Origin of the sequence: Aminobacter aganoensis, assembly GCF_014206975.1 — a bacterium.
Taxonomy (GTDB): domain Bacteria; phylum Pseudomonadota; class Alphaproteobacteria; order Rhizobiales; family Rhizobiaceae; genus Aminobacter; species Aminobacter aganoensis.
Genome location: NZ_JACHOU010000011.1, coordinates 91,993 through 117,997, shown reverse-complemented (window position 1 = coordinate 117,997; position 26,005 = coordinate 91,993). Strand labels below are relative to the sequence as shown.

At 64.2% G+C, this 26,005-nt stretch carries 23 protein-coding genes; 16 read left to right on the top strand and 7 right to left on the bottom strand.

The features are described from left to right. Positions 1-37: 37 nt before the first annotated feature. Complete coding sequence (locus GGR00_RS19270) at positions 38-1,288, bottom strand: glycoside hydrolase family 5 protein (RefSeq protein ID WP_184700427.1); 1,251 nt, start codon at positions 1,286-1,288, stop codon at positions 38-40. 54 nt (positions 1,289-1,342) lie between these two features. On the opposite strand from GGR00_RS19270, the gene ybgC reads away from it, so the two are divergent. The 9 genes from ybgC (at position 1,343) to ftsH (ending at position 11,157) form a co-directional block, all read left to right on the top strand. Then, on the top strand, positions 1,343-1,813 hold the full coding sequence (ybgC, locus tag GGR00_RS19265; protein ID WP_055974564.1) for a tol-pal system-associated acyl-CoA thioesterase: 471 nt from the start codon (positions 1,343-1,345) through the stop codon (positions 1,811-1,813). Positions 1,814-2,188: 375 nt separating this feature from the next. Then, positions 2,189-2,899, top strand: a complete 711-nt coding sequence (gene tolQ, locus GGR00_RS19260) for a protein TolQ (protein WP_055974568.1) — start codon at positions 2,189-2,191, stop codon at positions 2,897-2,899. A 10-nt stretch (positions 2,900-2,909) separates the two neighbouring features. Further along, a complete protein-coding gene (tolR, locus tag GGR00_RS19255; RefSeq protein WP_055974571.1) occupies positions 2,910-3,368 on the top strand; it encodes a protein TolR in 459 nt (152 codons plus the stop codon). A gap of 8 nt (positions 3,369-3,376) precedes the next feature. Further along, the gene (locus GGR00_RS19250) at positions 3,377-4,438 is read left to right on the top strand and encodes a hypothetical protein (RefSeq protein ID WP_055974574.1); all 1,062 of its coding nucleotides are present in this window, start codon (positions 3,377-3,379) and stop codon (positions 4,436-4,438) included. A 76-nt stretch (positions 4,439-4,514) separates the two neighbouring features. Then, positions 4,515-5,792, top strand: coding sequence for a Tol-Pal system beta propeller repeat protein TolB (gene tolB / locus GGR00_RS19245; protein WP_246441492.1), 1,278 nt, complete (start codon positions 4,515-4,517; stop codon positions 5,790-5,792). 251 nt (positions 5,793-6,043) lie between these two features. Further along, entirely contained in the window at positions 6,044-6,553 is a 510-nt protein-coding gene (gene pal / locus GGR00_RS19240) for a peptidoglycan-associated lipoprotein Pal (RefSeq protein WP_055974579.1), read from the top strand. A 159-nt stretch (positions 6,554-6,712) separates the two neighbouring features. After that, the gene (ybgF, locus tag GGR00_RS19235; RefSeq protein WP_055974582.1) at positions 6,713-7,768 is read left to right on the top strand and encodes a tol-pal system protein YbgF; all 1,056 of its coding nucleotides are present in this window, start codon (positions 6,713-6,715) and stop codon (positions 7,766-7,768) included. Further along, positions 7,762-9,117 (top strand): tRNA lysidine(34) synthetase TilS, encoded by a 1,356-nt coding sequence (gene tilS, locus GGR00_RS19230; protein ID WP_343065595.1) that lies wholly within the window; start codon positions 7,762-7,764, stop codon positions 9,115-9,117. The genes ybgF and tilS overlap by 7 nt, the downstream gene beginning before the upstream one ends. Before the next feature lie 105 nt (positions 9,118-9,222). Then, complete coding sequence (gene ftsH, locus GGR00_RS19225) at positions 9,223-11,157, top strand: ATP-dependent zinc metalloprotease FtsH (protein WP_184700423.1); 1,935 nt, start codon at positions 9,223-9,225, stop codon at positions 11,155-11,157. Positions 11,158-11,336: 179 nt separating this feature from the next. Here ftsH and GGR00_RS19220 read toward each other — a convergent pair whose 3' ends face one another. Continuing rightward, positions 11,337-12,107 (bottom strand): hypothetical protein, encoded by a 771-nt coding sequence (locus tag GGR00_RS19220; protein ID WP_184700422.1) that lies wholly within the window; start codon positions 12,105-12,107, stop codon positions 11,337-11,339. Between the two features lie 254 nt (positions 12,108-12,361). On the opposite strand from GGR00_RS19220, the gene glmM reads away from it, so the two are divergent. The 5 genes from glmM to serA all read left to right on the top strand — a co-directional run bounded on the left by glmM (position 12,362) and on the right by serA (position 18,736). Beyond that, positions 12,362-13,714 (top strand): phosphoglucosamine mutase, encoded by a 1,353-nt coding sequence (glmM, locus tag GGR00_RS19215; RefSeq protein ID WP_055974593.1) that lies wholly within the window; start codon positions 12,362-12,364, stop codon positions 13,712-13,714. A 212-nt stretch (positions 13,715-13,926) separates the two neighbouring features. After that, positions 13,927-14,703 (top strand): outer membrane protein, encoded by a 777-nt coding sequence (locus GGR00_RS19210; RefSeq protein WP_055974596.1) that lies wholly within the window; start codon positions 13,927-13,929, stop codon positions 14,701-14,703. A 203-nt stretch (positions 14,704-14,906) separates the two neighbouring features. Beyond that, on the top strand, positions 14,907-15,602 hold the full coding sequence (locus GGR00_RS19205) for an outer membrane protein (RefSeq protein ID WP_184700420.1): 696 nt from the start codon (positions 14,907-14,909) through the stop codon (positions 15,600-15,602). A gap of 182 nt (positions 15,603-15,784) precedes the next feature. Beyond that, entirely contained in the window at positions 15,785-16,960 is a 1,176-nt protein-coding gene (locus GGR00_RS19200) for a phosphoserine transaminase (protein ID WP_184700418.1), read from the top strand. Positions 16,961-17,137: 177 nt separating this feature from the next. Then, positions 17,138-18,736, top strand: a complete 1,599-nt coding sequence (gene serA, locus GGR00_RS19195) for a phosphoglycerate dehydrogenase (RefSeq protein ID WP_055974604.1) — start codon at positions 17,138-17,140, stop codon at positions 18,734-18,736. Positions 18,737-18,832: 96 nt separating this feature from the next. Here serA and GGR00_RS19190 read toward each other — a convergent pair whose 3' ends face one another. Next, positions 18,833-19,753: a DMT family transporter gene (locus GGR00_RS19190; RefSeq protein WP_055975438.1), complete on the bottom strand. Its 921-nt coding sequence runs from the start codon at positions 19,751-19,753 to the stop codon at positions 18,833-18,835. Positions 19,754-19,948: 195 nt separating this feature from the next. Here GGR00_RS19190 and GGR00_RS19185 point away from each other — a divergent pair, with 195 nt between their 5' ends. After that, positions 19,949-21,247 carry an adenylosuccinate synthase gene (locus GGR00_RS19185; RefSeq protein ID WP_184700417.1) on the top strand — a complete coding sequence of 433 codons (1,299 nt, stop codon included), beginning with the start codon at positions 19,949-19,951 and terminating at the stop codon, positions 21,245-21,247. A gap of 73 nt (positions 21,248-21,320) precedes the next feature. Further along, on the top strand, positions 21,321-22,832 hold the full coding sequence (locus GGR00_RS19180; protein WP_184700416.1) for a hypothetical protein: 1,512 nt from the start codon (positions 21,321-21,323) through the stop codon (positions 22,830-22,832). Positions 22,833-22,865: 33 nt separating this feature from the next. Here GGR00_RS19180 and GGR00_RS19175 read toward each other — a convergent pair whose 3' ends face one another. The 4 genes from GGR00_RS19175 to GGR00_RS19160 are packed head-to-tail and all read right to left on the bottom strand — an operon-like array spanning position 22,866 to position 25,927. Next, on the bottom strand, positions 22,866-23,165 hold the full coding sequence (locus GGR00_RS19175) for a CcdB family protein (RefSeq protein WP_184700414.1): 300 nt from the start codon (positions 23,163-23,165) through the stop codon (positions 22,866-22,868). Then, entirely contained in the window at positions 23,165-23,407 is a 243-nt protein-coding gene (locus tag GGR00_RS19170) for a type II toxin-antitoxin system CcdA family antitoxin (RefSeq protein WP_184700412.1), read from the bottom strand. Before GGR00_RS19170 ends, GGR00_RS19175 begins: the two co-directional genes overlap by 1 nt. A gap of 58 nt (positions 23,408-23,465) precedes the next feature. Further along, positions 23,466-25,280, bottom strand: coding sequence for an ABC-F family ATP-binding cassette domain-containing protein (locus tag GGR00_RS19165; RefSeq protein ID WP_184700411.1), 1,815 nt, complete (start codon positions 25,278-25,280; stop codon positions 23,466-23,468). 2 nt (positions 25,281-25,282) lie between these two features. Beyond that, positions 25,283-25,927, bottom strand: coding sequence for a thiamine diphosphokinase (locus tag GGR00_RS19160; protein ID WP_184700409.1), 645 nt, complete (start codon positions 25,925-25,927; stop codon positions 25,283-25,285). Positions 25,928-26,005: the final 78 nt, after the last annotated feature.

Below are 26,005 nucleotides of genomic sequence, written 5' to 3'. Positions count from 1 at the left end.
TATTCCTACAATCAATGATAGAAATCAGGACCCAAGTTCACCTCAGCTTCCTGATCGCCTCCAGCACGCCCGGCTCAGCCTTCCGGCCTTCGAATTCATCGACGATGCCGAAGGCGCCGCCATAGCCCCAGATCGACCAGGCAAAGCCATGCGCCTCGGCACGGGCGATCATGTCGCCGACATAGGCAGCACGCCAGGACCCAGGCATGACGAATGGATTGCCGTACTCCTGGCGGATCATGCCGAACTCGCCGAGATAGATGTTCTCAGGCGCAATGCCTTTCTTGCTGGCCCAGTCGGAAACCAGCCGAAACGGCGTATCGAGCAGCGCGTCTAGCTTGGCCTTGGTGTCGAGGGTGGCCACCTGCTCGTCGAGATAGGACAGCAGGCCGGAACGGCGCAGCAGGGGTGCTTCGGACCTGATCTTTTCCCTGACCTTCTCGAGTGCGGTGTCGAGTTCGGCGCGTGGCACGGCATGCGGCGGATAAGGCAGCCCGGTGACGTAGGGAATGAAGTCTCCGGCCCAGGTCGCGCCCTGGTGGGTGAGCAGGAAGGGCGCGTAACTGTGAAAGGTCCAGATGACGTTGTCGTCCGGGATGTCCTTCGGGTCGATGGCCGCGAGACCTTCGGCACTGGCCCAGCAGCCGCCCGACAACACCAGCGTCAGCCGTGTCGCCGAGGCGCGGGCGGCAGCGTAGAGGCGCTTGAGGCGCCCGGGCCAGGCCTTGGTTTGCCCCGGCTCGCAATCGACGACCGGCTCGTTCATCACTTCGAATGCGACCAGGGCCGGGTCCTCCCCGGCAAGCGTGAGCCCCATCTGGCGGACAAGGTCGACGTAACCGTCGAACAAGGAAGGGTCGTCCATGACCTGGGCCATGCCGATCTTGCGATTGCCGCCGGCGGGAAAGAGATGGAGATCGACGACCGCCTTGAGCCCCGCCGCATTGACGAGCCGGGCCGATTCCAGAACGCTTTCGAACAATCGCTCGCGCAGCGCCCCGGTCTTTTCCGACAGGAGGACCGAAGGGTCGACGGGAATGCGCACGACGTCGAAACCATCGGCCTTAAGCGCATCGAGATCGGCTGTGCCCAGCCGCTTGCGCCATTCGGGAAACGGCAGGATGGCCTCGGCATCGCCCCAGCGGGCCTCGTCCGGCCAGGTGTCCCAGATGTCGAGATTGATGCCGCGCTTCATTGAAAACGTCGCCGCGCCCGCCGCGCAGACCGACAGCGCCAGCGCCAGCAACGCCACGAGTGAGGTCTTGATCATCGCCACTATTGCTGCCATCCGGTTCGCTACAGACAAGACTGGTGCCCAAAAGCCCCGAAAAAGGAAAGTCCCATGGCCGATCATGGTGAAGAAGACGCGCTGGCTGCCGGCCTTTCCGGTACGCTGACGCCATTCGGGCATCGGCTGGCGGCGCGGGTCTATTATGCCGACACCGACTTCTCTGGCGTCGTCTACCATGCGCGCTATCTCGAGTTCTTCGAGCGCGGCCGCTCGGATTTCCTTCGCCTTGCCGGCGTCCACCACACCGAGCTCGCCGACGGCAAGCATGGCGAGAAGATCGTCTGGATCGTGCGCCGCATGGAGATCGACTTTCGCGCCTCGGCGCGGATCGACGACGTGCTGACGATCGACACCCGCACGGTGGAGATTTCGGGTGCCCGTATCACCATGGCCCAGCAGTTGAAGCGCGGCGACGAAGTGCTGGTCGAAGCCAGGGTCGAGGCGGCGATCATCGGCGAAAACGGCCGCCCCAGGCGCTTCCCCAAGGACTGGATCGAAGTCTTCATGCCCGCGGCGTCCTGAAGCGGTCGCATCCGACGCCGATCCGATGTCTGCAGGCATGGCCCAGCACCCTCGAAGAGATGCGCCGATCACAAGATCGTGTGACGCCAGGGCGGCGATTCCGGCCACCAACCCGCCGCAGGCCTTGCTGCGGATGGCGACACGTTAGCGCGGCGGCATATTCCTAACCCATCCTTAACCATAACGGTCCATTAAGGGCTCAGTGAAAGTCGTAAGGATTCCGAGCGGCCTTCCTTTCACCAAATTTCGCCCCGAAAAGGCCGCGAAAGGCGCATTTTGGGGCACTTCCGGAAGCTTCGCGCGAACGGACCACGACGGGATGATGCGCTAAGGCTGGCCGAAAGCCAGCCTCGGAAATCTAAGGACTGTTACACGATGGAAAACCTACCTCTCGCCCAGACCGGCGCGGAATTGTCGATCTGGGCGCTGTTCTGGCAGGCCGGCTGGGTGGTCAAGCTGGTGATGCTGGGCCTGCTCGGCGCGTCGGTGTGGACCTGGGCCATCATCGTCGACAAGCTGGTCGCCTATAACCGCATGCGCGCGGCGCTGAACCGCTTCGAACAGATCTTCTGGTCCGGCCAGTCGCTGGAAGAGCTATACCGCAACCTGTCGGATCGCAAGACCACCGGCATGAGCGCGATCTTCGTCTCCGCCATGCGCGAGTGGAAGAAGAGCTTCGAGAAAGGCGCCAAGTCGCCGCTGGCGCTGCAGACTCGGATCGACAAGGCGATGGACCTGGCGCTGACGCGCGAGATGGAGCGGCTGGAAGGCCGCCTCGGCTTCCTCGCCACCATCGGCTCGGCCGCCCCCTTCATCGGCCTGTTCGGCACCGTCGTCGGCATCATGACCTCGTTCCAGGCCATCGCCGGCTCGAAATCGACCAATCTCGCGGTCGTCGCCCCCGGCATCGCCGAGGCGCTGCTGGCCACCGCGATCGGCCTGCTGGCCGCCATTCCCGCCGTCATCGCCTACAACAAGCTGTCATCAGACGCCGGCAAGATCGCCGTCCGGATGGAAGGCTTTGCCGACGAGTTCTCCGCCATACTCTCGCGCCAAATCGATGAAAAAGTCGCGCAGCGGGCCTGAGGAGTAGACCATGGGTATGTCAGTTAGCGCGGGCGGTTCGGGCCGCGGCGGGCGCGGCCACCGGCGGCGCGGCCGCCATCATGGCCTGATGTCCGAAATCAACGTCACGCCCTTCGTCGACGTCATGCTGGTGCTGCTCATCATCTTCATGGTGGCCGCACCGCTGATGACCGTCGGCGTGCCGATCGACCTGCCCGAGACGGCCGCCAAGGCGCTGAACTCGGAAACGCAGCCGATCACCATTTCGATCAACGAAGCCGGCCAGGTCCACATCCAGGAGACCGAGATTCCGATCGACGAGGTTGTCGCCAAGCTCGGCGCCATCGCCAAGGCCGGCTACGAGGAGCGCATCTACGTGCGCGGCGACAAGACCGCCGACTACGGCACGGTGATGAAGGTCATGGCTCGCATCCAGGCCGCCGGTTACAACAAGATCGGCCTCGTCACGCTGCAGGAACAGGACCAGTAGCCCGCAAAATGAAGACCGGCCTCACGACATCTGTGGTTCTGCATGCAGCGATGCTGGGCTTCGGCCTGTTCACGCTGTCGGCGCCCAGCGCCCTCGAAGTCGCCGACGTCGAGGCGTTCCCGGTCGACATCGTGCCGGTGGAATCGATCACCCAGATCCAGAAGGGCGACAAGAAGGCCCCGGCCAACGAAAAGCCGGCGCCCAAGCCGACCAGCCGTCCCGACATCGTGCCCGATGCCCAGAATGTCGGCGACAACAAGATCGACAGCGACAAGCCGGCGACGCCCGAGCCGACCCAGAAGGAAGTCGACGTCGCGGCAGCGCCCCCGCCCTCGCCCAAGCCCGAGCCGAAGCCGGCCGAAAAGCCGAAGCCCGAGCCGGCGAAGCAAGCCGAGCCCAAGCCGACACCCGTGCCGGCGACGGAAGTGACGCCCGAGCCGCAGCCCAAGCAGGATGTCAAGCCGGACCCGGTTGCCGAGACGATCGTCAACGACCAGGCCGAGGCGGAAGCCGTGAAGCTGCCGGAAAACGCGCCGGCGCCCGAAGCCAAGCCCAAGCCGCCCCAGGCCCAGACGGCCAAGACGCCCGACCGCAAGCAGGACGACAAGCAGGCCCAGGAGGCCGCGTCGAAGCCGAAGTCGGAAGAGAAGGAATTCAACGCCGACGAGGTCGCCGCCCTGCTCAACAAGCAGAAGCCTTCGGGCGGCGGCGCCAAGCGCTCAACCGAGCAGGCATCGCTCGGCGGCAAGAAGGACACCGGCGGCAACAAGCTCAGCCAGAGCGAGATGGATGCGCTGCGCGGCCAGATCCAGCGTTGCTGGAACGTGCCGGCGGGCGCCATGGATGGCGGCGCGCTGAAGGTTTCGGTCCAGTTCAAGCTGAGCCAGACCGGCGAGATCGAAGGCCGGCCGGAGATCATCTCCGGCGGTGGCGCCGCCGGCATCGAACGCGCGGCAGCGGAATCGGCCCGTCGCGCCGTGCTGCAATGCGCCCCCTACAATCTTCCCGCCGACAAATACGAAGCCTGGGCGGATGTCATCGTCAACTTCGACCCAAGCGAGATGTTCTGAGCGCCTGGCGCTCACCCGGAACTAAGAGGCCTGTCTTATGAAGCATGTAATCAAAGCGATCCTCCTGATCGGCGCCATGGCGAGCGGCATGACCGCGTTCGCCACCTTCCCCGCTCGCGCGCTGGTCGAGATCGACGTCAACAAGGGCAATGTCGAGCCGCTGCCGATCGCCATCACCGACTTCCTGTCGGGGGACGCGATGGGCGCCGAGATCGCCGGCATCGTCGCCGCCGACCTGCAGCGCTCGGGGCTGTTCGCGCCGATCGACAAGGGCGCCTTCATCGAGAAGATCTCGAACCCCGACGTTGCCCCGCGCTTCGACGACTGGAAGGTCATCAACGCCCAGGCACTCGTCACCGGCCGTGTCAGCCAGGAGGCCGATGGCCGCCTCAAGGCCGAGTTCCGGCTGTGGGACACCTTCGCCGGCCAGCAGCTCGCCGGCGAGCAGTTCTTCGCCAACAAGACCAACTCGCGCCGCATCGCCCACATCATCGCCGATGCGATCTACGAGCGCCTGACCGGCGAGAAGGGCTACTTCGACACCCGTGTCGTGTTCATCGACGAATCGGGCGCCAAGACCGCGCGCAAGAAGCGCCTCGCCATCATGGACCAGGACGGCGCCAATGTGCGTTACCTCTCGGACGGACGTTCGATGGCAATGACGCCGCGCTTTTCGCCGACGCGTCAGGAAATCACCTACATGTCCTACGAGAGCGGCCAGCCGCAGGTCTATCTGCTGCAGATCGAGACCGGCCAGCGCGAACTCGTCGGCAATTTCCCCGGCATGACCTTTGCGCCGCGCTTCTCGCCCGACGGCCAGAAGGTGATCATGAGCCTGCTGCGCGACGACGGCAATTCCAACGTGTTCTCGATGGACCTGCGCAGCCGCACCACCACGCGCCTGACGAACTCCAGCGCCATCGACACCTCGCCGTCCTATTCGCCCGACGGCTCGAAGGTCGTCTTCACCTCCGACCGTGGCGGCCAGCCGCAGATCTACGTCATGGGCGCCGACGGCTCCGGCCAGACCCGCGTCTCCTTCGGCGGCGGCAGCTATTCGACGCCGGTATGGTCGCCGCGCGGCGACCTGATCGCCTTCACCAAGCAGTCCGGCGGCCAGTTCCAGATCGGCGTGATGAAGACCGACGGCTCGGGCGAACGCATCCTGTCGACCGGCTTCCAGCAGGAAGGCCCGACCTGGGCGCCGAACGGCCGCGTCGTGATGTTCTTCCGCGACCAGCCCGGCGGCGGCGGCCCCAAGCTCTATTCGGTCGACCTGACCGGCCGCAACGAACAGGCGATCCCGACCTCGGGCTTCGCCTCCGATCCGGCCTGGTCGCCGCTGCTCGACTAAACAGCCGCCGGTTAACCACGCGCCATCAGGCGCGACCAAAGGACCAGGCGGCGTCAAATGCCCAATGACGCCGCCTTTCTGCCGCATTTCCGCCTAGGGTGCGCGGCGAAATGCACGTTTGACTGCAGCCGCTGCGGTGACGCAAAGGGCGAGCGGAAACTGAATTTTAACCACGTTTCTTGAATGCCGGTTAACTGCAACGTGGTTACTGGATGTTCAACGAAATCACTCGAATGCGAAGGAGAGGCGGGATGCGCCGTATCGCGAAATTTGCAACCAACCCCGTGGTCGTGGCGCTCGTAGCTTCGCTGGCGATCGCCGGCTGCGCCTCGAAGAAGACCCCCAACAATGCGGCCGACCTCGGCCTCGGCGGCGGCGCCGGTGCGGCGACCCCGGGCTCGTCCCAGGACTTCACCGTCAATGTCGGCGACCGCATCTTCTTCGACACCGACTCCTCGTCGGTTCGCGCCGATGCGCAGGGCATCCTGAGCCGCCAGGCACAGTGGCTGAACCAGTATCGCCAGTATGCGATCGTGGTCGAAGGCCATGCCGACGAGCGCGGCACCCGCGAGTACAACCTGGCACTGGGCGCCCGTCGCGCCGCGGCCACCCGCGACTACCTGATCTCGCAGGGCGTTGCCTCGAACCGCCTCAAGACGATCTCCTACGGCAAGGAACGTCCGGTCGCCGTCTGCGACGACATCTCCTGCTGGTCGCAGAACCGTCGTGCCGTCACGACGCTCTCCGGCGCCGGCAGCTGAGCGGCCAAATAGCGACACAGTCGAACGAAAGGCGGTCTTCGGGCCGCCTTTTGCTTATCGGGGCCTTTGAAACAAAATTTGGCCGAAGTCTCCGGTCCTGATAAACGACGAGAGCGCATCGGCGCGAAGCAACCATTTCCGTTCCACGGCGAGAGGCTAATGCATTTTCGATCAATCCTGAGTGGCACGCTTGCCATCTTCCTATTGTCCGGGGCCGCGGCGCATGCGCGCGACGGCATCGGCATCGACCTTCCGAAAATCGGCCTGCCGGGCGTCTTCGGCAGCAAGACTGAGAACCACGAAGCCCCGATCCAGCTTGCCCAGGCAGGCGATCCGCGCGTCACCACGCTTGAAGAAGAAATCCGCAAGCTCAACGGCAGCATCGAGGAACTGAACTTCCAGATCCTGCAGATGCAGGAGCAGATGCGGAAAATGCAGGAAGACAACGAGTTCCGCTTCCAGGAACTCGAGGGCGGCGGGCAAAAGAAGTCCGACGCCTCCGGCACCACCAACAACAGCTCGATCGTTGAGGCGCCCACGGCGCCTCAATCGGGTCAGGCGCAGGCCGCCGCACCCGCAACCAACGGCCAGAGCGTCGAGGACGTCATCGTCGATTCCGGCACCGGCGAACCCGGCACCACCATCGAGGGCGGCGGTACGGGCGCCCCACCGCGGACCTTCGGCACCATCACCGTCGACAAGAACGGCAATGTCGTTTCCGACTCGATCGACCAGCAGGCGGCAACGCCGGCGCAGCCGCAGGCCCCGGCCGCCGCACAGCCGGCACAGCCCAAGGCCAATGGCACGGCGGTGGCGGCACTGCCCTCTACGGACGACCCCGACGAGCTCTACCGCAATTCCTATCAGTTCGTGCTTTCCGGCGACTACACCACCGCCGAAGAAGGCTTCCGCGACCATATCCAGCGCTTCCCGGCCGACCCCAAGACGGCGGATGCACGCTTCTGGCTCGGCGAGTCGCTGCTCGGCCAAAAGAAATACCGCGACGCTGCCGAAATCTTCCTCAGCGCCAGCAAGGAATACCCCAAGTCCAAGAAGGCCCCCGAAATGATGCTGAAGCTCGGCGTTTCGCTGGTCGGCCTGAAGCAGCGTGAAGTTGCCTGCGCCACCTTCGGCGAAATCGGCAAGCGCTACCCCAATGTCTCCGGCGCGATCAAGGAGCGGGTCAAGCAGGAACGGGCCCTCGCCGCGTGCTGACGCAGCCCACCGACACCGATTTTTTCCCAGACTTTTCCGGTTTCGACTTCGCCGCGCATACGACCATCGTCGCAGCGGTTTCCGGCGGCAGCGATTCGACCGCCCTGCTTCTCCTTCTCCAAGCCCATCTCGCCCGGCACGCGCCTTCGACGCGGCTGATGGCCGTCACCGTCGACCACGGGCTCCGGCCCGGCTCGGGCGCGGAGGCCGAACAGGTGGCACGGCTTTGCGCGTCCCATGGCATCGCCCACCGCACGATGCGGTGGCGCGGCGACAAACCCTCGACCGGCATCCCGGCCGCGGCACGAGACGCGCGCTACGATCTCCTGGCCGAGGCCGCGCGCGCGGCAGGCGCAACGGTCGTCGCCACCGGGCATACCGCCAACGACCAGGCCGAGACGGTGCTGATGCGCGGCATGCGCGGCGCCGGGCGCGGCAGCGCCGGCATGGCGCCGGCAACCCTGTTCGATGGCGGCATCTGGATCGTCCGGCCGCTGCTCGGCCAACGCCGCGACAGGCTGCGCGCGGCACTGAGCATACGTGGCATCGGCTGGCTCGACGACCCGACCAACACCGACCTCGCCTATGAGCGCCCGCGCGTGCGGCTGTCGCTCGGCGACGAAGGCAGAGAACGTATCGAACAGGCCCTTGCAGAAGCGCAGCAAGCTGGCGAAACGCGGACCGAACTCGGCGAGCGAGCGGCCAAGCTGATGGCCGGGCTGGCAGGCAAGGTGGCCCCGGGACTGCTCCGCCTCGATCCTTCGTTCCTCCACGCGCCCGACAGGGACGCGGCATGTTACGCCCTGCGCATCCTGATCGCGGTCGCCGGTGGCGTGCCTCACCTGCCCGACGAGACCCGCGTCCAGGGCCTGCTGGCGCGTCTGGCGAACAATATTGCGGCCGACAAGCCGGCCCGCGCCACATTGTCGCGCGCCCTGGTCGATGCACGCCGGACCGGGATCTTCGTCCTGCGCGAGGACCGCGGCCTGCCGGCGCCTGCCACGCTCGCCGGCGGCATCTGGGACGGCCGCTACAGGCTTAAGCCATCAGAACAGGGAACCGGTTTAGCGGTCGCGCCTGTCGGTCCAATCACGGCGAGGACGTTGCCGGTCGAGGGGACGGCGCCGGAAAGTCTTGTCCGGTCCGCACTTGCGGCCGAGCCGGCATCGTGGCGGGGGGAAGCCTTCGCCGGCTTGCTGTCACGGGAAGGTACCAACCCGGTTGCCGCGCCCTGGGCGCGGTTCCTGCCGGCCTTTGATCTCGCCCCTGCGCGGGCTCTCCAAAATTTGATCGGCACCGCATATGTCCCGGACCCGCCATGCCGTGGCCACATTGGCGTTGGAGCTTAACCGAGACTTAGGGACGCGCTTGGCAATGTGGCAGCCCGTGCCTATGTTAGGGGCAAGCTTACTCACACCATGCGCGTTCTCTCGCGGACGCCAACGGGACATTCGATGAATCCGAACTATCGCAACTTCGCGCTGTGGGCGATCATAGCCGTTCTACTCATCGCCCTGTTCAATCTGTTCCAGACCCCGCAGACCCGCGGCGCGTCGAGCGAAGTGGCCTATTCGCAGTTCCTCCAGGATCTGAATTCGGGCCGCGTCAAGACGGTGACGATTGCCGGCGACCGCATCAGCGGCACCTATATCGACAACTCGACAGGCTTCCAGACCTACTCGCCCGGCGACCCGACGCTGGTGTCGCGGCTTGAGGAAAAGAACGTCACCATCAACGCCCGCCCCGAGAATGACGGCTCCGGCTCGATCTTCTCCGTGCTGTTGTCCTGGCTGCCGATGATCCTGATCCTCGGCGTGTGGATCTTCTTCATGCGCCAGATGCAGTCCGGTTCCGGCCGCGCCATGGGCTTCGGCAAGTCGAAGGCCAAGCTCCTGACCGAGGCGCATGGCCGCGTCACCTTCGGCGACGTCGCCGGTGTCGACGAAGCCAAGGAAGACCTCGAAGAAATCGTCGAGTTCCTGCGCGACCCGCAGAAGTTCCAGCGCCTCGGCGGCAAGATCCCGCGCGGCGTGCTGCTCGTCGGCCCTCCCGGCACCGGCAAGACCCTGCTTGCCCGCTCCGTCGCCGGTGAAGCCAATGTGCCGTTCTTCACCATCTCCGGTTCGGACTTCGTCGAGATGTTCGTCGGTGTCGGCGCGAGCCGCGTCCGCGACATGTTCGAGCAGGCCAAGAAGAACGCGCCCTGCATCATCTTCATCGACGAAATCGACGCCGTCGGCCGCCATCGTGGCGCCGGCCTCGGCGGCGGCAACGACGAGCGCGAGCAGACGCTGAACCAGTTGCTGGTCGAGATGGACGGCTTCGAAGCCAACGAGTCGATCATCCTGATCGCCGCGACCAACCGTCCCGACGTTCTCGATCCCGCGCTGCTGCGTCCGGGCCGCTTCGACCGCCAGGTCGTGGTGCCGAACCCCGACATCGTCGGCCGCGAGAAGATTCTCAAGGTCCACGTCCGCAACGTGCCGCTGGCGCCCAATGTCGACCTCAAGACGGTCGCCCGCGGCACCCCCGGCTTCTCCGGCGCCGACCTGATGAATCTCGTCAACGAATCCGCCCTGATGGCAGCGCGCCGCAACAAGCGCCTCGTCACCATGCAGGAGTTCGAGGACGCCAAGGACAAGATCATGATGGGCGCCGAGCGCCGCTCCTCGGCCATGACCCAGGCCGAGAAGGAGCTGACCGCCTATCACGAATCCGGCCACGCCATCCTGGCGCTCAACGTGCCGGCCGCCGACCCGCTGCACAAGGCGACCATCATCCCGCGCGGACGCGCGCTCGGCATGGTCATGCAGCTGCCGGAAGGCGACCGCTACTCGATGAGCTACAAGTACATGATCTCGCGTCTCGCGATCATGATGGGCGGCCGCGTCGCCGAGGAGTTCAAGTTCGGCAAGGAGAACATCACCTCGGGTGCCTCCTCCGACATCGAGCAGGCGACCAAGCTGGCCCGCGCCATGGTCACCCGCTGGGGCTTCTCCGACAAGCTTGGCCATGTCGCCTATGGCGACAACCAGGAAGAGGTGTTCCTCGGCCATTCGGTGGCGCGCACCCAGAACATCTCGGAAGAAACCGCCCAGATCATCGACGCCGAAGTGCGCCGCCTGATCGACGAGGCCTATTCGACGGCCAGGACCATCCTGACCAAGAAGAAGAAGGACTGGATCGCACTCGCCGAGGGCCTGCTCGAATACGAGACGCTGTCGGGTGAGGAGATCAAGCAGTTGATCGCCGGCAACAAGCCCGCCCGCGACATGGGCGACGACACGCCGACTTCGCGCGGCTCGGCCGTACCCAAGGCCGGCTCGACCCGCGGCAAGAAAAAGGGCTCGGAGCCCGAAGGCGGCATGGAGCCCCAGCCGTCGAACTGAGGCTCGCGCAAGCTGAATGAATGAAAAACGCCGCTGAGGAAACTCGGCGGCGTTTTTGCATTTTTGGACGGTGCCAATTGAGGGTCAGTTTTGGGTGCACAGCTCGATGCTGCGCGGGGCGACTTGCAGCATACAGCGAACGGGTATTGCGGTCTGACCGACGCAATCAAATGTGATTTTCATACGAGACCCGACAGGTACCTCAAAAACGATCCTGTTGCATCGTAGACTGCCCTTGCCTCTTCTTCCGTATACGTCTGCTTTGGGTGCATCGTTTCAGTTCGCCAGCACTGATTAACATGGTAGAGCAACGCTCTTGCTTGCGACCAGCGATTTCGTTCTTCGCCCTTGGGTAGCTGTTCAATCCTACCATCCAGATTTGAAAGGATGATGCCCCAAGACAGAGAGCCGCCATGCGCATTTTGAACGGTGGCGCCCAATTTACCCCCCAACAGGGTTAGTCCCAGTTCCATGGCGCGCATCAGGTGAAAAACCGCCCCAGTCCAGCGGGCGAAAGCCATGCATTTTCGCGCTTCTTCGATATCGGTTGCTGCATCTTGGAACTTGTCAAAGACTTCGACGCCAAACGGCGGTTCAGTCGCACGCGCAAACACCGCCTCCGAAGGAGAAAGGCAATAGATTACGCTATTCTCCAGTTCATCCTCGATGCGCGCTCGAAGGTCGACTATATTTTTCGAGAAGTTACTAGCAACAGTATCGCTTGAGTATTTTCCATTGCTCCAAAGATTGAAACCACCTTCAATTCTGTTAGTAACTATTATTGATAAAGGCAAATTCAATTTTTTTAGCTCTTCGCGCAACTGAGAGTTTAGAAACGAAACTTGTTCCTTGTGTTCCACAAGATACTTTGAGTCCATCTTTCCGATCTCATTCAGCTCGGAAAGTTGGTTCATCGCAAACAGAAAATCCTTGCCCTTAAGTTCCAACATATTCATCCCTCCCGTCTCGTTGAACCTGCTGGCCGAGCTTCATATCCTTGCCTAGACTGCCGAATTGCTAAATGCATACCAACCTATGGAATATTTTCCTATCTATGAATGCAATACAAATGCTCAATTCCCCTTCCTCAAAAATCCAACCCTTTTCTAAGGTTTTGTGACATAAAATCACCAAATGTGATGCGTTGGTCGGCCCAGCTTGTGGCAAAGCAAGCGCGGGTGGACTTCACGGGGACAGGCTAATCATGGCTGGACGCTATTTCGGCACCGACGGCATTCGCGGACGGGCCAACAAATTTCCGATGACGGCAGAGATCGCGATGAAGGTCGGCATGGCTGCCGGCCTGTCGTTCCAGCGCGGCAACCACCGCCACCGCGTGGTGCTGGGCAAAGACACGCGGCTGTCGGGCTACATGATCGAGAACGCGCTGGTGGCCGGGCTGTGTGCCGCCGGCATGGATGTGTTCCTGCTCGGCCCGATCCCGACGCCTGCCGTTGCCATGCTGGTGCGCTCGCTGCGCGCCGACATCGGCGTCATGATCTCGGCCTCGCACAACCCCTACCACGACAACGGCATCAAGCTGTTCGGCCCCGACAGCTACAAGCTCTCGGACGAGATCGAGGAACGCATCGAGGCGATGCTCGACCAGGACGTCGAGGCGCTGCTGGCCGATTCAGACGGCCTCGGCCGGGCCAAGCGCGTCGATGGCGTGCATGACCGCTACATCGAATTCGCCAAGCGCACCCTGCCCCGCTCGATGTCGCTGTCGGGCCTGCGCATCGTCGTCGACTGCGCCAATGGCGCGGCCTACAAGGTGGCGCCCGCAGCATTGTGGGAACTCGGCGCCGAAGTGATCGCGATCAATGTCGAGCCCAACGGCTTCAACATCAACGCCGAATGCGGCTCGACCCATCCGGCCGGCCTGCAGAAGAAGATCCATGAGGTCCGCGCCGACATCGGCATCGCGCTCGACGGCGACGCCGACCGCGTCGTCATCGTCGACGAGAACGGCACCATCGTCGACGGCGACCAGATCATGGCGCTGATCGCCCAGTCGTGGCAGCAGAGCGGCCGCCTTGCCGGCGGCGGCGTGGCGGCGACCGTGATGTCCAATCTCGGCCTCGAGCGGTATCTCGGCGACCTCAACCTCGAACTGCACCGCACCAAGGTCGGCGACCGCTACGTCGTCGAGCAGATGCGCGCGCACGGCCTCAACATCGGCGGCGAACAGTCCGGCCACATCGTGCTGTCGGATTTCTCGACCACTGGCGACGGGCTGGTGGCAGCGCTCCAGGTGCTGGCCTGCATCAAGCGCTCCAACAAGCCGATGAGCGAACTGAGCCGCACCTTCGAGCCGGTGCCGCAACTGCTAAAGAACGTGCGCTTCTCCGGCGGCAAGCCACTTGAGGAAGCGCTGGTCAAGGCGGCGATCGAGGACGGCCGCAACCGGCTCGGCAAGACCGGCCGCCTGGTGATCCGCCCCTCGGGCACCGAACCGCTGATCCGCGTCATGGCCGAGGGCGACGACCCGCAGCTGGTCGAGACAGTGGTCAACGACATCGTCGGCGTCATCGCCGAGAGCCGCTCGGCCGCCTGATACTTCCAACAACTTCGCCGATCCAAGAAAGCCCGCCTCGTGCGGGCTTTTTTGCTGTCGCGGACGCCGCTCGCGCAGTCCGGCAACCATGAGGCGCAAGAAAACGTAGTTAATCGTCAGGGTTAAGCAGCCCTTAACCTATACCAAGCATTATCCATCCCGGTTAGTCATGGTCGGGCGCGTTGCGGGTCCGCAGGTATGGGGTTTTAATCATGCGCATTTTTGGAAAGAAGGCGTTCGCCGCCGCGCTGCTTGCCAGCGTCACTGCCCCGGCATTCGCCGCGGACATGCCCGAGCCGGTCATCGAGATCGAACAGCCATCCTATGGCGGCTGGTACCTGCGCGGCCACATCGGCATGAGCAACCAGCGTATCAAGCGGCTTGAATCGGAGCTGTTCGCATTCCCGGATGCTCATGGTTGGCATGACGAGGGCACATTCGGCGCCGCCCCGACCTTCGGTGTCGGCGTCGGCTACCAGTTCAACGATTTCCTCCGCGGCGACCTGACCGTCGAATACCGTGGCAACTCCGAATTCAGCGCCCTGGACTGGCAGGACAATGCCGGCGTCATCACCACCAACGACTACCGCGGCAAGAAGTCGGAATGGCTGTTCCTGGCCAACGCATATGCCGATCTCGGCGACTTCTATGGCGTGACTCCTTATCTCGGCGCCGGCATCGGCGCTTCGCGGAACACCATCTCAAGCTTCCGCGATATCAACATCATCAACGGTGGCGGCGCCTACGCGGACGACAAGTCGCGCTGGGATCTCGCCTGGGCGCTGCATGCCGGTGTCGGCATTAAGGCAACCGAGCGCATGACCATCGACCTGGGCTACAGCTTCCTTTCGCTCGGCGACGGCCAGACCGGTGAGCTCAAGAACGATGACCCGGCCGAGCCGTTCCCGCCTGCCGGCAACAGCGGCATCCGTTTCAAGGACATAACCTCGCACGACTTCAAGCTCGGCGTCCGTTATTCGCTGAACTGATCGCCCTGGCGTCATCACGACGCGTGGAGCCCGATCTGCACAAACCGCCCGGCCCTGCCGGGCGGTTTTTCGTTGGCCGGTTGCCGAGCCGCGCTAACCACCTGTTATCCTTAACCGTGACTTAACCTCTATGGTTAACAATGGCTCGAACGGCTGCTGGATTTTCGGGCAACACCCCGGCGCCATTTCGGGAGAATGCGATCATGACAATGAAGTCTCGCATAGCGCTGGCGCTGGCTGCATCCGCGATGTGGCCGCTGGCGGCAAGTGCAGCCGATTACGATCCGCCTGTCGTCATCGAAGAAGCGCCGGAATATGTCCCGGTCGAGGTCGGCTCCGGCTGGTACCTGCGCGGCGATATCGGCTACAATTTCAGCGACACGCCCTACCAATTCACCCTGCTCGGCGAGGAAACGCGCAACATCCACGTCAATGGCAGCATCGGCGCCGGCTACCATTTCAGCGACTTCCTGCGCGGCGAACTGAACTTCGGCTTCGTTTCCTACGACAAGCTCGATGTCGCCAGCGGCGGCAGCCAGGTCAATTTCGAAAACAACGTCTGGAACGGCATGGCCAACGTGTATGCCGACCTTGGCACCATCGCCGGCTTCACGCCCTATGTCGGCGCAGGCGTCGGCCTGATCTATTCGAGCACCACGCTCGACTACAGTGTCCTGCCCGGACCGGTCACGTTCAACCTCGACGACACCCAGTACAAGGTCGCCTATTCGGTCGGCGCCGGCATCAACTATCAGGTGGCGCGGAACACCTCGGTCGACGTCGGCTACCAGTACCTCACCGCGCCCGACCTCGAATATGTCGACATCGACACGCTGACAGTGAAGAAGGGCGTCGACTACCATCAGGTCAAGGTCGGCCTGCGCTACGATCTCTGGTAGGAGTCCCATCGATCAAGCCTTTCAAAAGGCGGCGGGTTTTGGCCCGCCGCCTTTGCATTTGGAAAACTGTTCCAGATGCGACGTTCAATTTCCTCTTGACGCCGAGGGCCTCTGATAATATCGCCGTCCGTGGGCCACCCCTCCCCAACGAGGGGCCAACTATCTGGAAGGATAGAACCACGATGACGATCGTCGCCAAGCCCGGACTCCGTCCGGCAAACCCCAATTTCTCCTCAGGTCCCTGCGCAAAACGTCCCGGCTGGTCGCTCGCCGCACTCGCCGACGCGCCGCTCGGCCGCTCGCACCGCGCCAAGATCGGCAAGACCAAGCTCGAGCAGGCGATCGAGCTGACCCGCGAAATCCTCAAGGTTCCCGCCGGCTATCGCATCGGCATCGTTCCGGCCTCCGACACGGGCGCCGTCGAGATGGCGATGTGGTCCCTGCTCGGCGAGCGCGGTATCGACATGGTCGCCTGGGAATCGTTTGGCGCCGGCTGGATCACCGACGTGGTCAAGCAGCTGAAGCTCGAGGACGTGCGCAAGTTCGAAGCCGCCTATGGCGAGCTGCCAGACCTTTCCAAGGTCGATTTCGACCGCGACGTGGTCTTCACCTGGAACGGTACGACCTCGGGCGTGCGTGTCGCCAATGGCGACTTCATCCCGGCCGACCGCAAGGGCCTGACCATCTGCGACGCCACCTCGGCCGCATTCGCGCAGAACCTCGATTTCGCCAAGCTCGATGTCGTCACCTTCTCCTGGCAGAAGGTGCTCGGCGGCGAAGGCGCCCACGGCATGCTGATCCTCAGCCCGCGCGCCGTCGAGAGGCTCGAAACCTACAAGCCGGCCTGGCCGCTGCCCAAGATCTTCCGCATGACCTCGGGCGGCAAGCTGATCGAAGGCATCTTCAAGGGCGAGACGATCAATACGCCGTCGATGCTCTGCGTCGAGGACTACATCGACGCGCTGAACTGGGCCAAGGGCCTGGGCGGGCTCGAAGCTCTGGTCGGCCGCGCCGACGCCAACTTCGCCGCAATCGACACCTTCGTGCAGAAGTCGGGCTGGCTCGCCAACCTGGCCGTCGTGCCGGAGACGCGCTCGAACACTTCGGTCTGCCTGTCGATCGTCGACCCTGAGGTCGCCGCGCTCGACAAGGACGGCCAGGCGGCCTTCGCCAAGGCCATGGTGTCAGCGCTTGAAACGGAAGGCGTTGCCTTCGACATCGGCGCCTATCGCGACGCGCCTCCCGGCCTGCGCATCTGGGCCGGCGCCACCGTCGAGACATCGGATCTGATGGCGCTGATGCCTTGGCTCGACTGGGCCTTCGCCAACCAGAAAGCCGCGCTCAAGGCTGTGGCTTGACGCAGCACACCCTCCCCTTTCGAGGGGAGGTGGCGAACGAAGTGAGCCGGGTGGGATCCTGTCCACCCGCTCCATTCCCAAGAAATTCTCGGGCCGCACCGCCTCGACAACCCACCCGGTCGCTGCGCGACCACCCTCCCCTCAAGGGGGAGGGAACCAGAGCCAAGGACCAGACCCATGCCCCGCGTTCTCGTTTCCGACAAACTCTCCACCACCGCCGTCCAGATCTTCAGGGACCGCGGTGTCGACGTCGACTACCTGCCGGACCTCGGCAAGGACAAGGAAAAGCTGCTCGAAGTCATCGGCCAGTATGACGGCCTCGCCATCCGCTCTGCCACCAAGGTGACCGAGAAGCTGATCGCCGCTGCGACCAACCTCAAGGTCGTCGGCCGTGCCGGCATCGGCGTCGACAATGTCGACATCCCGGCCGCGTCGCGGCGCGGCATCATCGTCATGAACACGCCCTTCGGCAACTCGATCACCACTGCCGAGCACGCCATCGCGCTGATGTTCGCCGTTGCCCGCCAGTTGCCGGAAGCCAACGCCTCGACGCATGCCGGCAAGTGGGAAAAGAACCGCTTCATGGGCGTCGAGATCACCGGCAAGACACTCGGCCTGATCGGCTGCGGCAACATCGGCTCGATCGTCGCCGCCCGTGCCGTCGGCCTCAAGATGCATGTCGTCGCCTTCGACCCGTTCCTCTCCGAGCATCGCGCCGAGGAGCTTGGGGTCGAGAAGGTCGAGCTCGACGAGTTGTTTGCCCGCGCCGACTTCATCACCCTGCACACGCCGCTGACCGACAAGACGCGCAACATCATCAACGCCGACGCCATCGCCAAGATGAAGGCCGGCGTGCGCATCATCAACTGCGCCCGCGGCGGCCTGATCGTCGAGAAGGACCTGATCGCCGGGCTGAAGAGCGGCAAGGTTGCGGGCGCCGGCATCGACGTGTTCGAGGTCGAGCCGGCCGAGAGCAACGAATTGTTCGGCATGGACAACGTCGTCTGCACGCCGCATCTCGGCGCCTCGACCTCCGAGGCTCAGGAAAACGTCGCCCTGCAGGTTGCCGAACAGATGGCCGACTACCTGGTCAAGGGTGCCGTCACCAACGCCATCAACATGCCGTCGATCACCGCCGAAGAAGCTCCGCGCCTGAAGCCCTTCGTCAAGCTTGCCGAGGTTCTGGGCGCCTTTGTCGGCCAGGTGACCGAAGATCCGATCACCGAGGTCGAGATCCTGTTCGACGGCCAGACCGCGCAGATGAACACCAAGGCGCTGATCAGCGCAGCGCTCGCAGGCCTGATCCGCCCGCAGCTCTCCGATGTCAACATGGTGTCGGCGCCGATCATGGTGAAGGAGCGCGGCATCATCGTCGCCGAGGTCAAGCGCGACAAGTCGGGCGTCTTCGACGGCTACATCAAGCTGACGGTCAAGACCGAGCACATGACCCGCTCGATCGCCGGCACCTGCTTCTCCGACGGCAAGCCGCGCTTCATCCAGATCAAGGGCATCAATCTCGATGCCGAGGTCGGCCAGCACATGCTCTACACCACCAATGCCGATGCGCCGGGCATCATCGGCCTGCTCGGCACCGTCTGCGGCGAGAACGGCGTCAACATCGCCAACTTCCAGCTCGGCCGCGACCGCCCGGGCGGCGATGCCATCGCCCTGCTCTACCTCGACGCGCCGTTCCCCGAGGACGTGCTCGCCAAGGTGCGCGACCACATGTCGATCGACTCGGCCAAGCGCCTGCAGTTCGACGTCAACGGCTTCTGAGCGGCCGGCAAGCATTGCCTCCCAAGGCTGAAGAGGGCGCGGCCAGGTCCGCGCCTTTTTCTTGCGCCCGAAGCGTGGAGATCACGGTAGCCGTCTTCAATCGGCCGCGGAGCCGCCAAGGCCATACTGGGCAGCCATCTTGCGCCCGCTGTGCTCGGCCATCCAGATGCCGCCGAACACAAGTGCGATGGCCAGCGCATGGTAGCCCTGGAAATCCTCGCCGAGGATCAGGACCGACAGCAGCGTCCCGAAGATGGGAACCATGTTGATGAACAGCCCGGCACGATTGGCGCCGATCAGTTCGACGCCTCTGATGTAGAATATCTGCGCCATGATTGATGGAAACAACACGACGTAGGCGGTGAGCGCCCAGCCATTGAGATCGGGCGCGATCAACCGGTCAGTAGCGATCTCCCACGCCGTGAACGGGATCGACGTGACGAAGGCCGACGCGGTAAGCACGATCATCAGGCTTTGCCAGTGGATGTCGGGTTTGAAACGCAGCGCGACCGTATAGCCGCTGTAGACCAGCACCGCGACCAGCATCAGCGCGTCGCCGAAGTTCAGGTCGAGCGCCACCAGGTTCGAGAGGTCGCCATGGCTCGCGGTCAGCGCGACGCCGAGCAACGACAGCAGGAAGCCGAGGATCTGGCCGGGCGCGACGCGCATCCGGAACAGCAGAAAATTGGCGGCGAAGATCAGCATCGGCATGCCCGCCTGCTCGATGCTGGTGTTGATCGCCGTGGTGAAATTCAGCGCGGTGTAGAGCGCCGCGTTGAACACGGTGAAGCCGAGCGCGCCCAGGCTGGCGAGAAGCCAGATGTGCTTGCGGACGACCGGCCAGTCGGCGCGCAGCCGCGGCCAGCCGATGGCGGCAAGCATGGCAGCCGCGAAGGCCCAGCGCATGGTGGTGAACAGCATCGGCGAGACGTGGCCGACCGCGAGCTTGCCCGCCACCGAGTTGCCGCCCCAGAACAGGGTTGTCAGCAACAGCAGGACGTAGGCATTTCGGAACATCCGGACAAACTTTCGCAGGCGGCGGGCCATGCCCCGGCCTAAGTGGCCGATCCCGGCAAGTAAATGCCTCCAAAGCCAGAATTTGTTGTGCCTGAGGCGGCAAAGAAAGGTCGCGCTTGCAATTGCTTGGCGTTATAGAGGCCTGTCATTTTGCACTGTTCGCGGCGCTGCCCGCGATGTCGGAAGGAAAATATCATGGCCAATGTGGTGGTCGTCGGTTCCCAGTGGGGCGACGAAGGCAAGGGCAAGATCGTGGACTGGCTGTCCGAGCGCGCCGACGTGGTGGTGCGTTTCCAGGGCGGACATAATGCCGGTCACACGCTGGTGGTCGACGGCGTGGTCTACAAGCTGTCGCTGCTGCCTTCCGGTGTCGTGCGCGAGGGCAAGCTGTCGATCATCGGCAACGGCGTGGTCTTCGATCCGCACGCCTTTGTCGTCGAATTGGAGAAGATCCGCGCCCAGGGCGTCGAGATCGGCCCCGACCGCCTGAAAATAGCCGAAAACACTGCGCTTATCCTGTCCCTGCATCGCGAGTTGGATGGTTTCCGCGAGGACGCCGCCTCCAATTCGGGCACGAAGATTGGCACGACCCGTCGCGGCATCGGCCCCGCCTACGAGGACAAGGTGGGACGCCGTGCGGTGCGGGTGATGGACTTGGCGGATTTGGAAACACTGCCCCACAAGGTCGACCGGTTGCTGACCCACCACAACGCGCTGCGCCGCGGCCTCGGCCATGCGGAAGTGACGCATGACGCCATCATGACCGAGCTGACCTCGATCGCCGACAAGATCCTGCCCTACATGGACCGCGTCTGGAAGGTGCTGGACGACAAGCGCCGTGCCGGCGAGCGCATCCTGTTCGAGGGCGCGCAGGGCACGCTACTCGACATCGACCACGGCACCTATCCATTCGTCACCTCGTCGAACACGGTGGCCGGCCAGGCAGCGGCCGGGTCGGGCGTCGGCCCGGGCGCGATCAACTATGTCCTCGGCATCACCAAGGCCTATACGACGCGCGTCGGCGAAGGCCCGTTCCCGACCGAGCAGCAGAACGACATCGGCGAATTCCTCGGCACCCGTGGCCACGAGTTTGGCGTCGTCACCGGGCGCAAGCGCCGCTGCGGCTGGTTCGACGCCGTGCTGGTGCGCCAGGCGGTTGCTGTCAACGGCATCAAGGGCATCGCCCTGACCAAACTCGACGTGCTCGACGGCCTCGACGAGATCAAGGTCTGCACCGGCTACATGCTCGATGGCGAACTGATCGACTACCTGCCGGCGAGCCAGGGCGCGCAGGCACTGGTCGAACCGGTCTACGAGACGCTCGAAGGCTGGAAGGGAACCACCGCCGGCGCCCGCAGCTGGAACGCCCTGCCGGCCCAGGCAGTGAAGTATGTTCGCTACATCGAAGAGCTGATCGGCGCGCCCGTGGCGATGCTTTCCACCAGCCCGGAGCGGGAGGACACGATACTTGTGACCGACCCGTTTGAAGACTAGTTTTGGCAGCTTTCCGGCGGCTTCGGCCGCCGGTCGCGGCGCGGCCCAGAAGAAGAGATAGGTCGACGAGAGAATGGCAGACTTCGTAGCGGTCCTGAAGAAGACGCTGGATGGCATGGGCGACACCACGCCGGCGATGCGCGCGCGGGTGTATGACAAGGCCCGCAGCACGATCGCAGCCAAGCTCGCCGCCTTAGACCCGCAGCCGCCTGCCGCCGTCGCCGAGCGGCAGACGAAATCGCTCGAGGATGCCATCGCCACCCTCGAGGCGACGTTCACGGCAAAGCCGGTCGAAGACGATCCGCTGGCCGAGCTCGAAAATGTCTTCACCTCGATCGCCCGCAACAAGGACCAGCCAGCCTACAGCCGGCCCGCGCCCGAGCCGGTGGTCGCCCGCCCCGTAACACCGGTCGCGCCACCGCCTGCCGCCGCCCCTGCGCCGACCTATGAGCCGCAGGCGCGCGAGCCGCTGCCTGAATTCTCCCCCAGCCACGATTTCGGCAACGAGGGCCCCGAAGCGGACGGCGACGATCGTTTCGGCAACGAAGCGCCGGACGATGTCGATCCTTTCCAGAACACCCGGCAACGGCCGCGCAAGCGCGTCAGCGGCGGCCTGATTGCCGCTGCCCTGGCTGTCGTGGTGATTGGCGGCGGTGGCTATGCCTTGTGGTCGAATCGCGATGCGTTCGTCGGTTCCGGCGACGACAAGCCGGCGACGACCGCGCCTGCGAACGAAACGGCCGCCCCTCCGCCCGCCAGTGGCAGCCAGAACGCCCAGACGCCTGCCAATGGCGAGCCGGGCAAGTTTACCCAGCGCATGACGGCGGACGGCAACGAAGTCGACCCAGGCCCGGCAAGCGGCAGCAATGGCGTCGGCGAAGGCACCTCTGTCGCCGCCCTGACGCAGCAGCCGCCGGCAACACCACCGACTGCCGCCGAGCCGGACCAGTCCGCCCCAGAGACGCCGGCAACGACCCCTGCCCAGGGCACGGCCCCGACGCCGCCCGCTGCCAGCGAGAACGCGCCGGTGGCCGTCGGCCAGAAGGCGATCTTCTATGAAGAACGCACCAATGTGGCGCAGGGCTCGGCCGAACCCGGCGCGGTCGTCTGGACGGTGGTGCAGGAATCTCCCGGCGGCGACCTGCCGCCCGAGCCGGCAATTCGTGCCGAGGCGACGATCCCCGGCAAGGATATCCAGCTGCGCATGACCATCCGCCGCAACGCCGACAAGACGCTGCCGGCGAGCCATATCCTCGAGATGATCTTCCTGACGCCTGACGGTTTCGAAGGCGGCGGCATCGAAAACATCCTGCGCGTGGCGATGAAGAGCTCCGAACAGGACGCCGGCAACTCGCTGCTCGGCATTCCGGCCAAGATCGCCGACGGCTTCTTCCTCGTCGCCCTCAACGACACCAAGGCTGAAGTCGACGCCAACCTGAACCTGCTGCGGCGCCAGAGCTGGATCGACGTTCCGGTGGTCTACAAGTCCGGCCGTCGCGCCCTGTTCACCCTGGAAAAGGGTATCCCGGGCGACAAGGTGTTCGAAGACGCGATGAAAGCCTGGCAAGCCAAGGCAGCGGGCTGACGCTCGGCGCGGGTTCGCAGTCTGAAGCGAACGTCAGAAGCCCTGGAACACCATGTCCAGGGCTTCTGTGATTTTGTCGTGACTTGCAATCAGGTTCGCTTGCGACCCGCCCAGGCGTGCCCTAGGCACGGTTGCAATCAAGTGCGTGAACATCGCGTATTGTTTGCCGTCAATCACGAATATCGGATTGAGCCGTCGCACCAGTGCCAACCTTTCCGAGATGGGCACGAGAGGCACGACAACGCGCGTGCTCAGCTCTTCGAGCAAGTCCGTCTGAACATCCAGCAGATAACCGACGCCAACTGGATTGAGAAAGACATCGTATCTTGCCATCAGAACTGCCGGAATTCTTCCAGCGGCAGTCCATTCTCCTCGACATATCTATTCAGGCCCTCGATGGCCTCGCGGTTCTCGATCTTCCAGAGCCGCGACTTTTCCTCCGAAACCGCTTTCCGGAGCGCGTCTTCGGCAAGCTGGGACATGTTCAGCCCGAGTGCCTTGGCCTCTTCGACCAGGGCGGCATCAATGGTCACGTTGGTCGGCTTGCGAACGGGTTTGGGAGCTTTCTGAAGCATATCGGCACCTCGATCCATGCGCATAACATATGCGCATCAGCCGGCTGCGGCAAGCAGCCTAGCCTTCAAGCTCCTCGCGCAGCATTTCCAGCTCCAGCCATTCCTCTTCCAGGGCGGCGAGCGTGACGCGTTCCTTGTCGAGGGCGGCGATGGTCTTCTGGAAGCCGTGGGGGTCGCGTTCGTAGAAGGCCGGATCGGCGATCTGGTTTTCCAGCCGCGAGATCGATGCGGTCACCGCCTCCATCTTCTTGGGCAGGTTGTCGAGGGCAAACTTCTGCTTGAACGACAACTTCTTGGCCGGCCCTTTCAGGGCCTCGGCCTCGTTGCGCGATGAACTCGATGCTTCGGCATTCACCTTGCGCGACTTGCGGTCGTCGAGCCTGGTGCCGCCGCGCTGGGCGAGCATGTCGGAATAACCACCGGCATACTCGACCCATTTGCCGTCGCCGTCCGGCGCGATGATGCTGGTCACCGTGCGGTCGAGGAAGTCGCGGTCGTGGCTGACCAGGATGACGGTGCCGGCGAAACCGGCGACCAGTTCCTGCAGCAGCTCCAGCGTCTCCATGTCGAGGTCGTTGGTCGGCTCGTCGAGCACCAGCAGGTTGGCCGGGCGCGCCAGGACACGCGCCAGGATGAGCCGGGCACGCTCGCCGCCAGAGAGTTCACGCACCGGCGTACGCGCCTGCTCGGGCTTGAACAGGAAATCCTTCATGTAGGACACGACGTGGCGCTGCTCGCCATTGATGACGAGGTTTTCGCCGCGCCCGTCGGTGAGGTAGCTGGTCAGGGTTTCGTTCGGGTCGACCGCCTCGCGCTTCTGGTCGAGCGTGGCGATCTCCAGGTTGACGCCGAGCCGGATGCTGCCGGCATCGGGCTCCATCTCACCGGTCAGCATCTTGAGCAGCGTCGTCTTGCCGGCGCCGTTGGGACCGACGAGGCCAATCCGGTCGCCACGCTGGATGCGGGTCGAAAAGCCCTTCACCACCGTCAGGTCGCCGAAGCTCTTGTCGATGTTCTTGGCCTCGATGACGAGCTTGCCGGATTCGGCCGCATCGCTGGCCACCATCGTCGCCACGCCCTCGGCGCCGCGGTGACTGCGGAACTTCTGGCGCATCGTGTGCAGTTCGCCGAGACGGCGCATGTTGCGCTTGCGCCGCGCCGTCACACCATAGCGCAGCCAATGTTCCTCGCGCACGATCTGGCGGCCTAGCTTGTGCTGGTCGCGCTCCTCTTCCTCGAGGATCTGGTCGCGCCATTCCTCGAAATGGGCGAAACCGCGGTCGAGCCGCCGCGTCTGGCCGCGGTCGAGCCAGACAGTGTTGCGGCTGACCCGTTCGAGGAAGCGGCGGTCGTGCGAGATCAGGATCAGCGCCGAGGAGGTGCGGATGAGCTCTTCTTCCAGCCACTCGATGACGGAGAGGTCGAGATGGTTGGTCGGCTCGTCGAGCAGCATGATGTCGGGCTCGGGCGCCATGACGCGGGCGAGTGCCGCACGGCGCGCCTCGCCGCCGGACAGGTCGCCGGGACGCTCCTCGCCGCTGAGGCCGAGATGGTCGAGCAGGTAGGTGGCGCGGTGCGCATCGTCGGCAGGCCCGAGACCGGCCTCGACATAGGCGCGCACGCTGGCGAAACCGTCCATGTCGGGCGCCTGCGGCAGGTAGCGGATCGTCGCCGAGGGTTGGCGGAACACCTCTCCATCAGTCGGTTCGACCATGCCGGCGGCGATCTTCAGCAGCGTCGACTTGCCCGAGCCGTTGCGGCCGACAAGTGCGATCTTGTCGCCCGTCGAGGCCGACAGTGCCGCGCCGTCGAGCAGCGGCACGCCGCCAAAGGTCAGGCGGATGCCGTCGAGATTGAGAAGCGGAGGGGCCATGTTCAGAAATCCGAGGCAGGAAAGGGATGGGCAAGGAGCAGCGCACGGCCACTGCCGAGCGAGACACGCAAACTGCCGCGCACCTCGTTGGAAAGCGTCAGCGACGAGCCGAAGGGCACCTCGACGCTATCGAGCGGCCATTTGGCACCCTCTTCGGTGAGTCCGGAAAGCTCGGAAAAGGCGAGCACCGAAAACAGCGTGCCGTCGTCATAGTCGAAGCTGGACGTACCGGGCAAAAGCGGATGCGCCTCCTGGCGGCCGCTGGTCAGCAGCACTTCGGTGCCGGCATCGGCAAGGCGCAGCGCCAGCGCAAGATGAAGAAAGGCGTGATCGGCCCGCGCCCCGCCAAAGGCACCGACCAGCACCATCGAGGTCGCCCCGCTGGCGAGCGCGGACGCGATCGCCAATTCACCGTCGGTCTTGTCCTTGTCGGCGGGAAACTTCTCGCGCGGCACGGAAGCGAAGGTCGGTTCGATCTCGGCAGGTGCCGAGTCGAAATCACCAAGCCAGAGTTCCGGCAGCAGGCCGAGCGTTGCGGCATGACGCATGCCGGAGTCGGCCGCGATGACGCGGCTGCCCGCGACCTGACGGTCGAGGCGCGGCGTGCGGAAAAGCTCGCCGCCGAGAAGGAGGGTGAACCGGGTCATGGCAAGCGCATTACCAGCCCGGCAGCCGAAACGGAAGGCCGCGAGACCGCGTGTGGCCGGCAAACTACCGCTTGCACG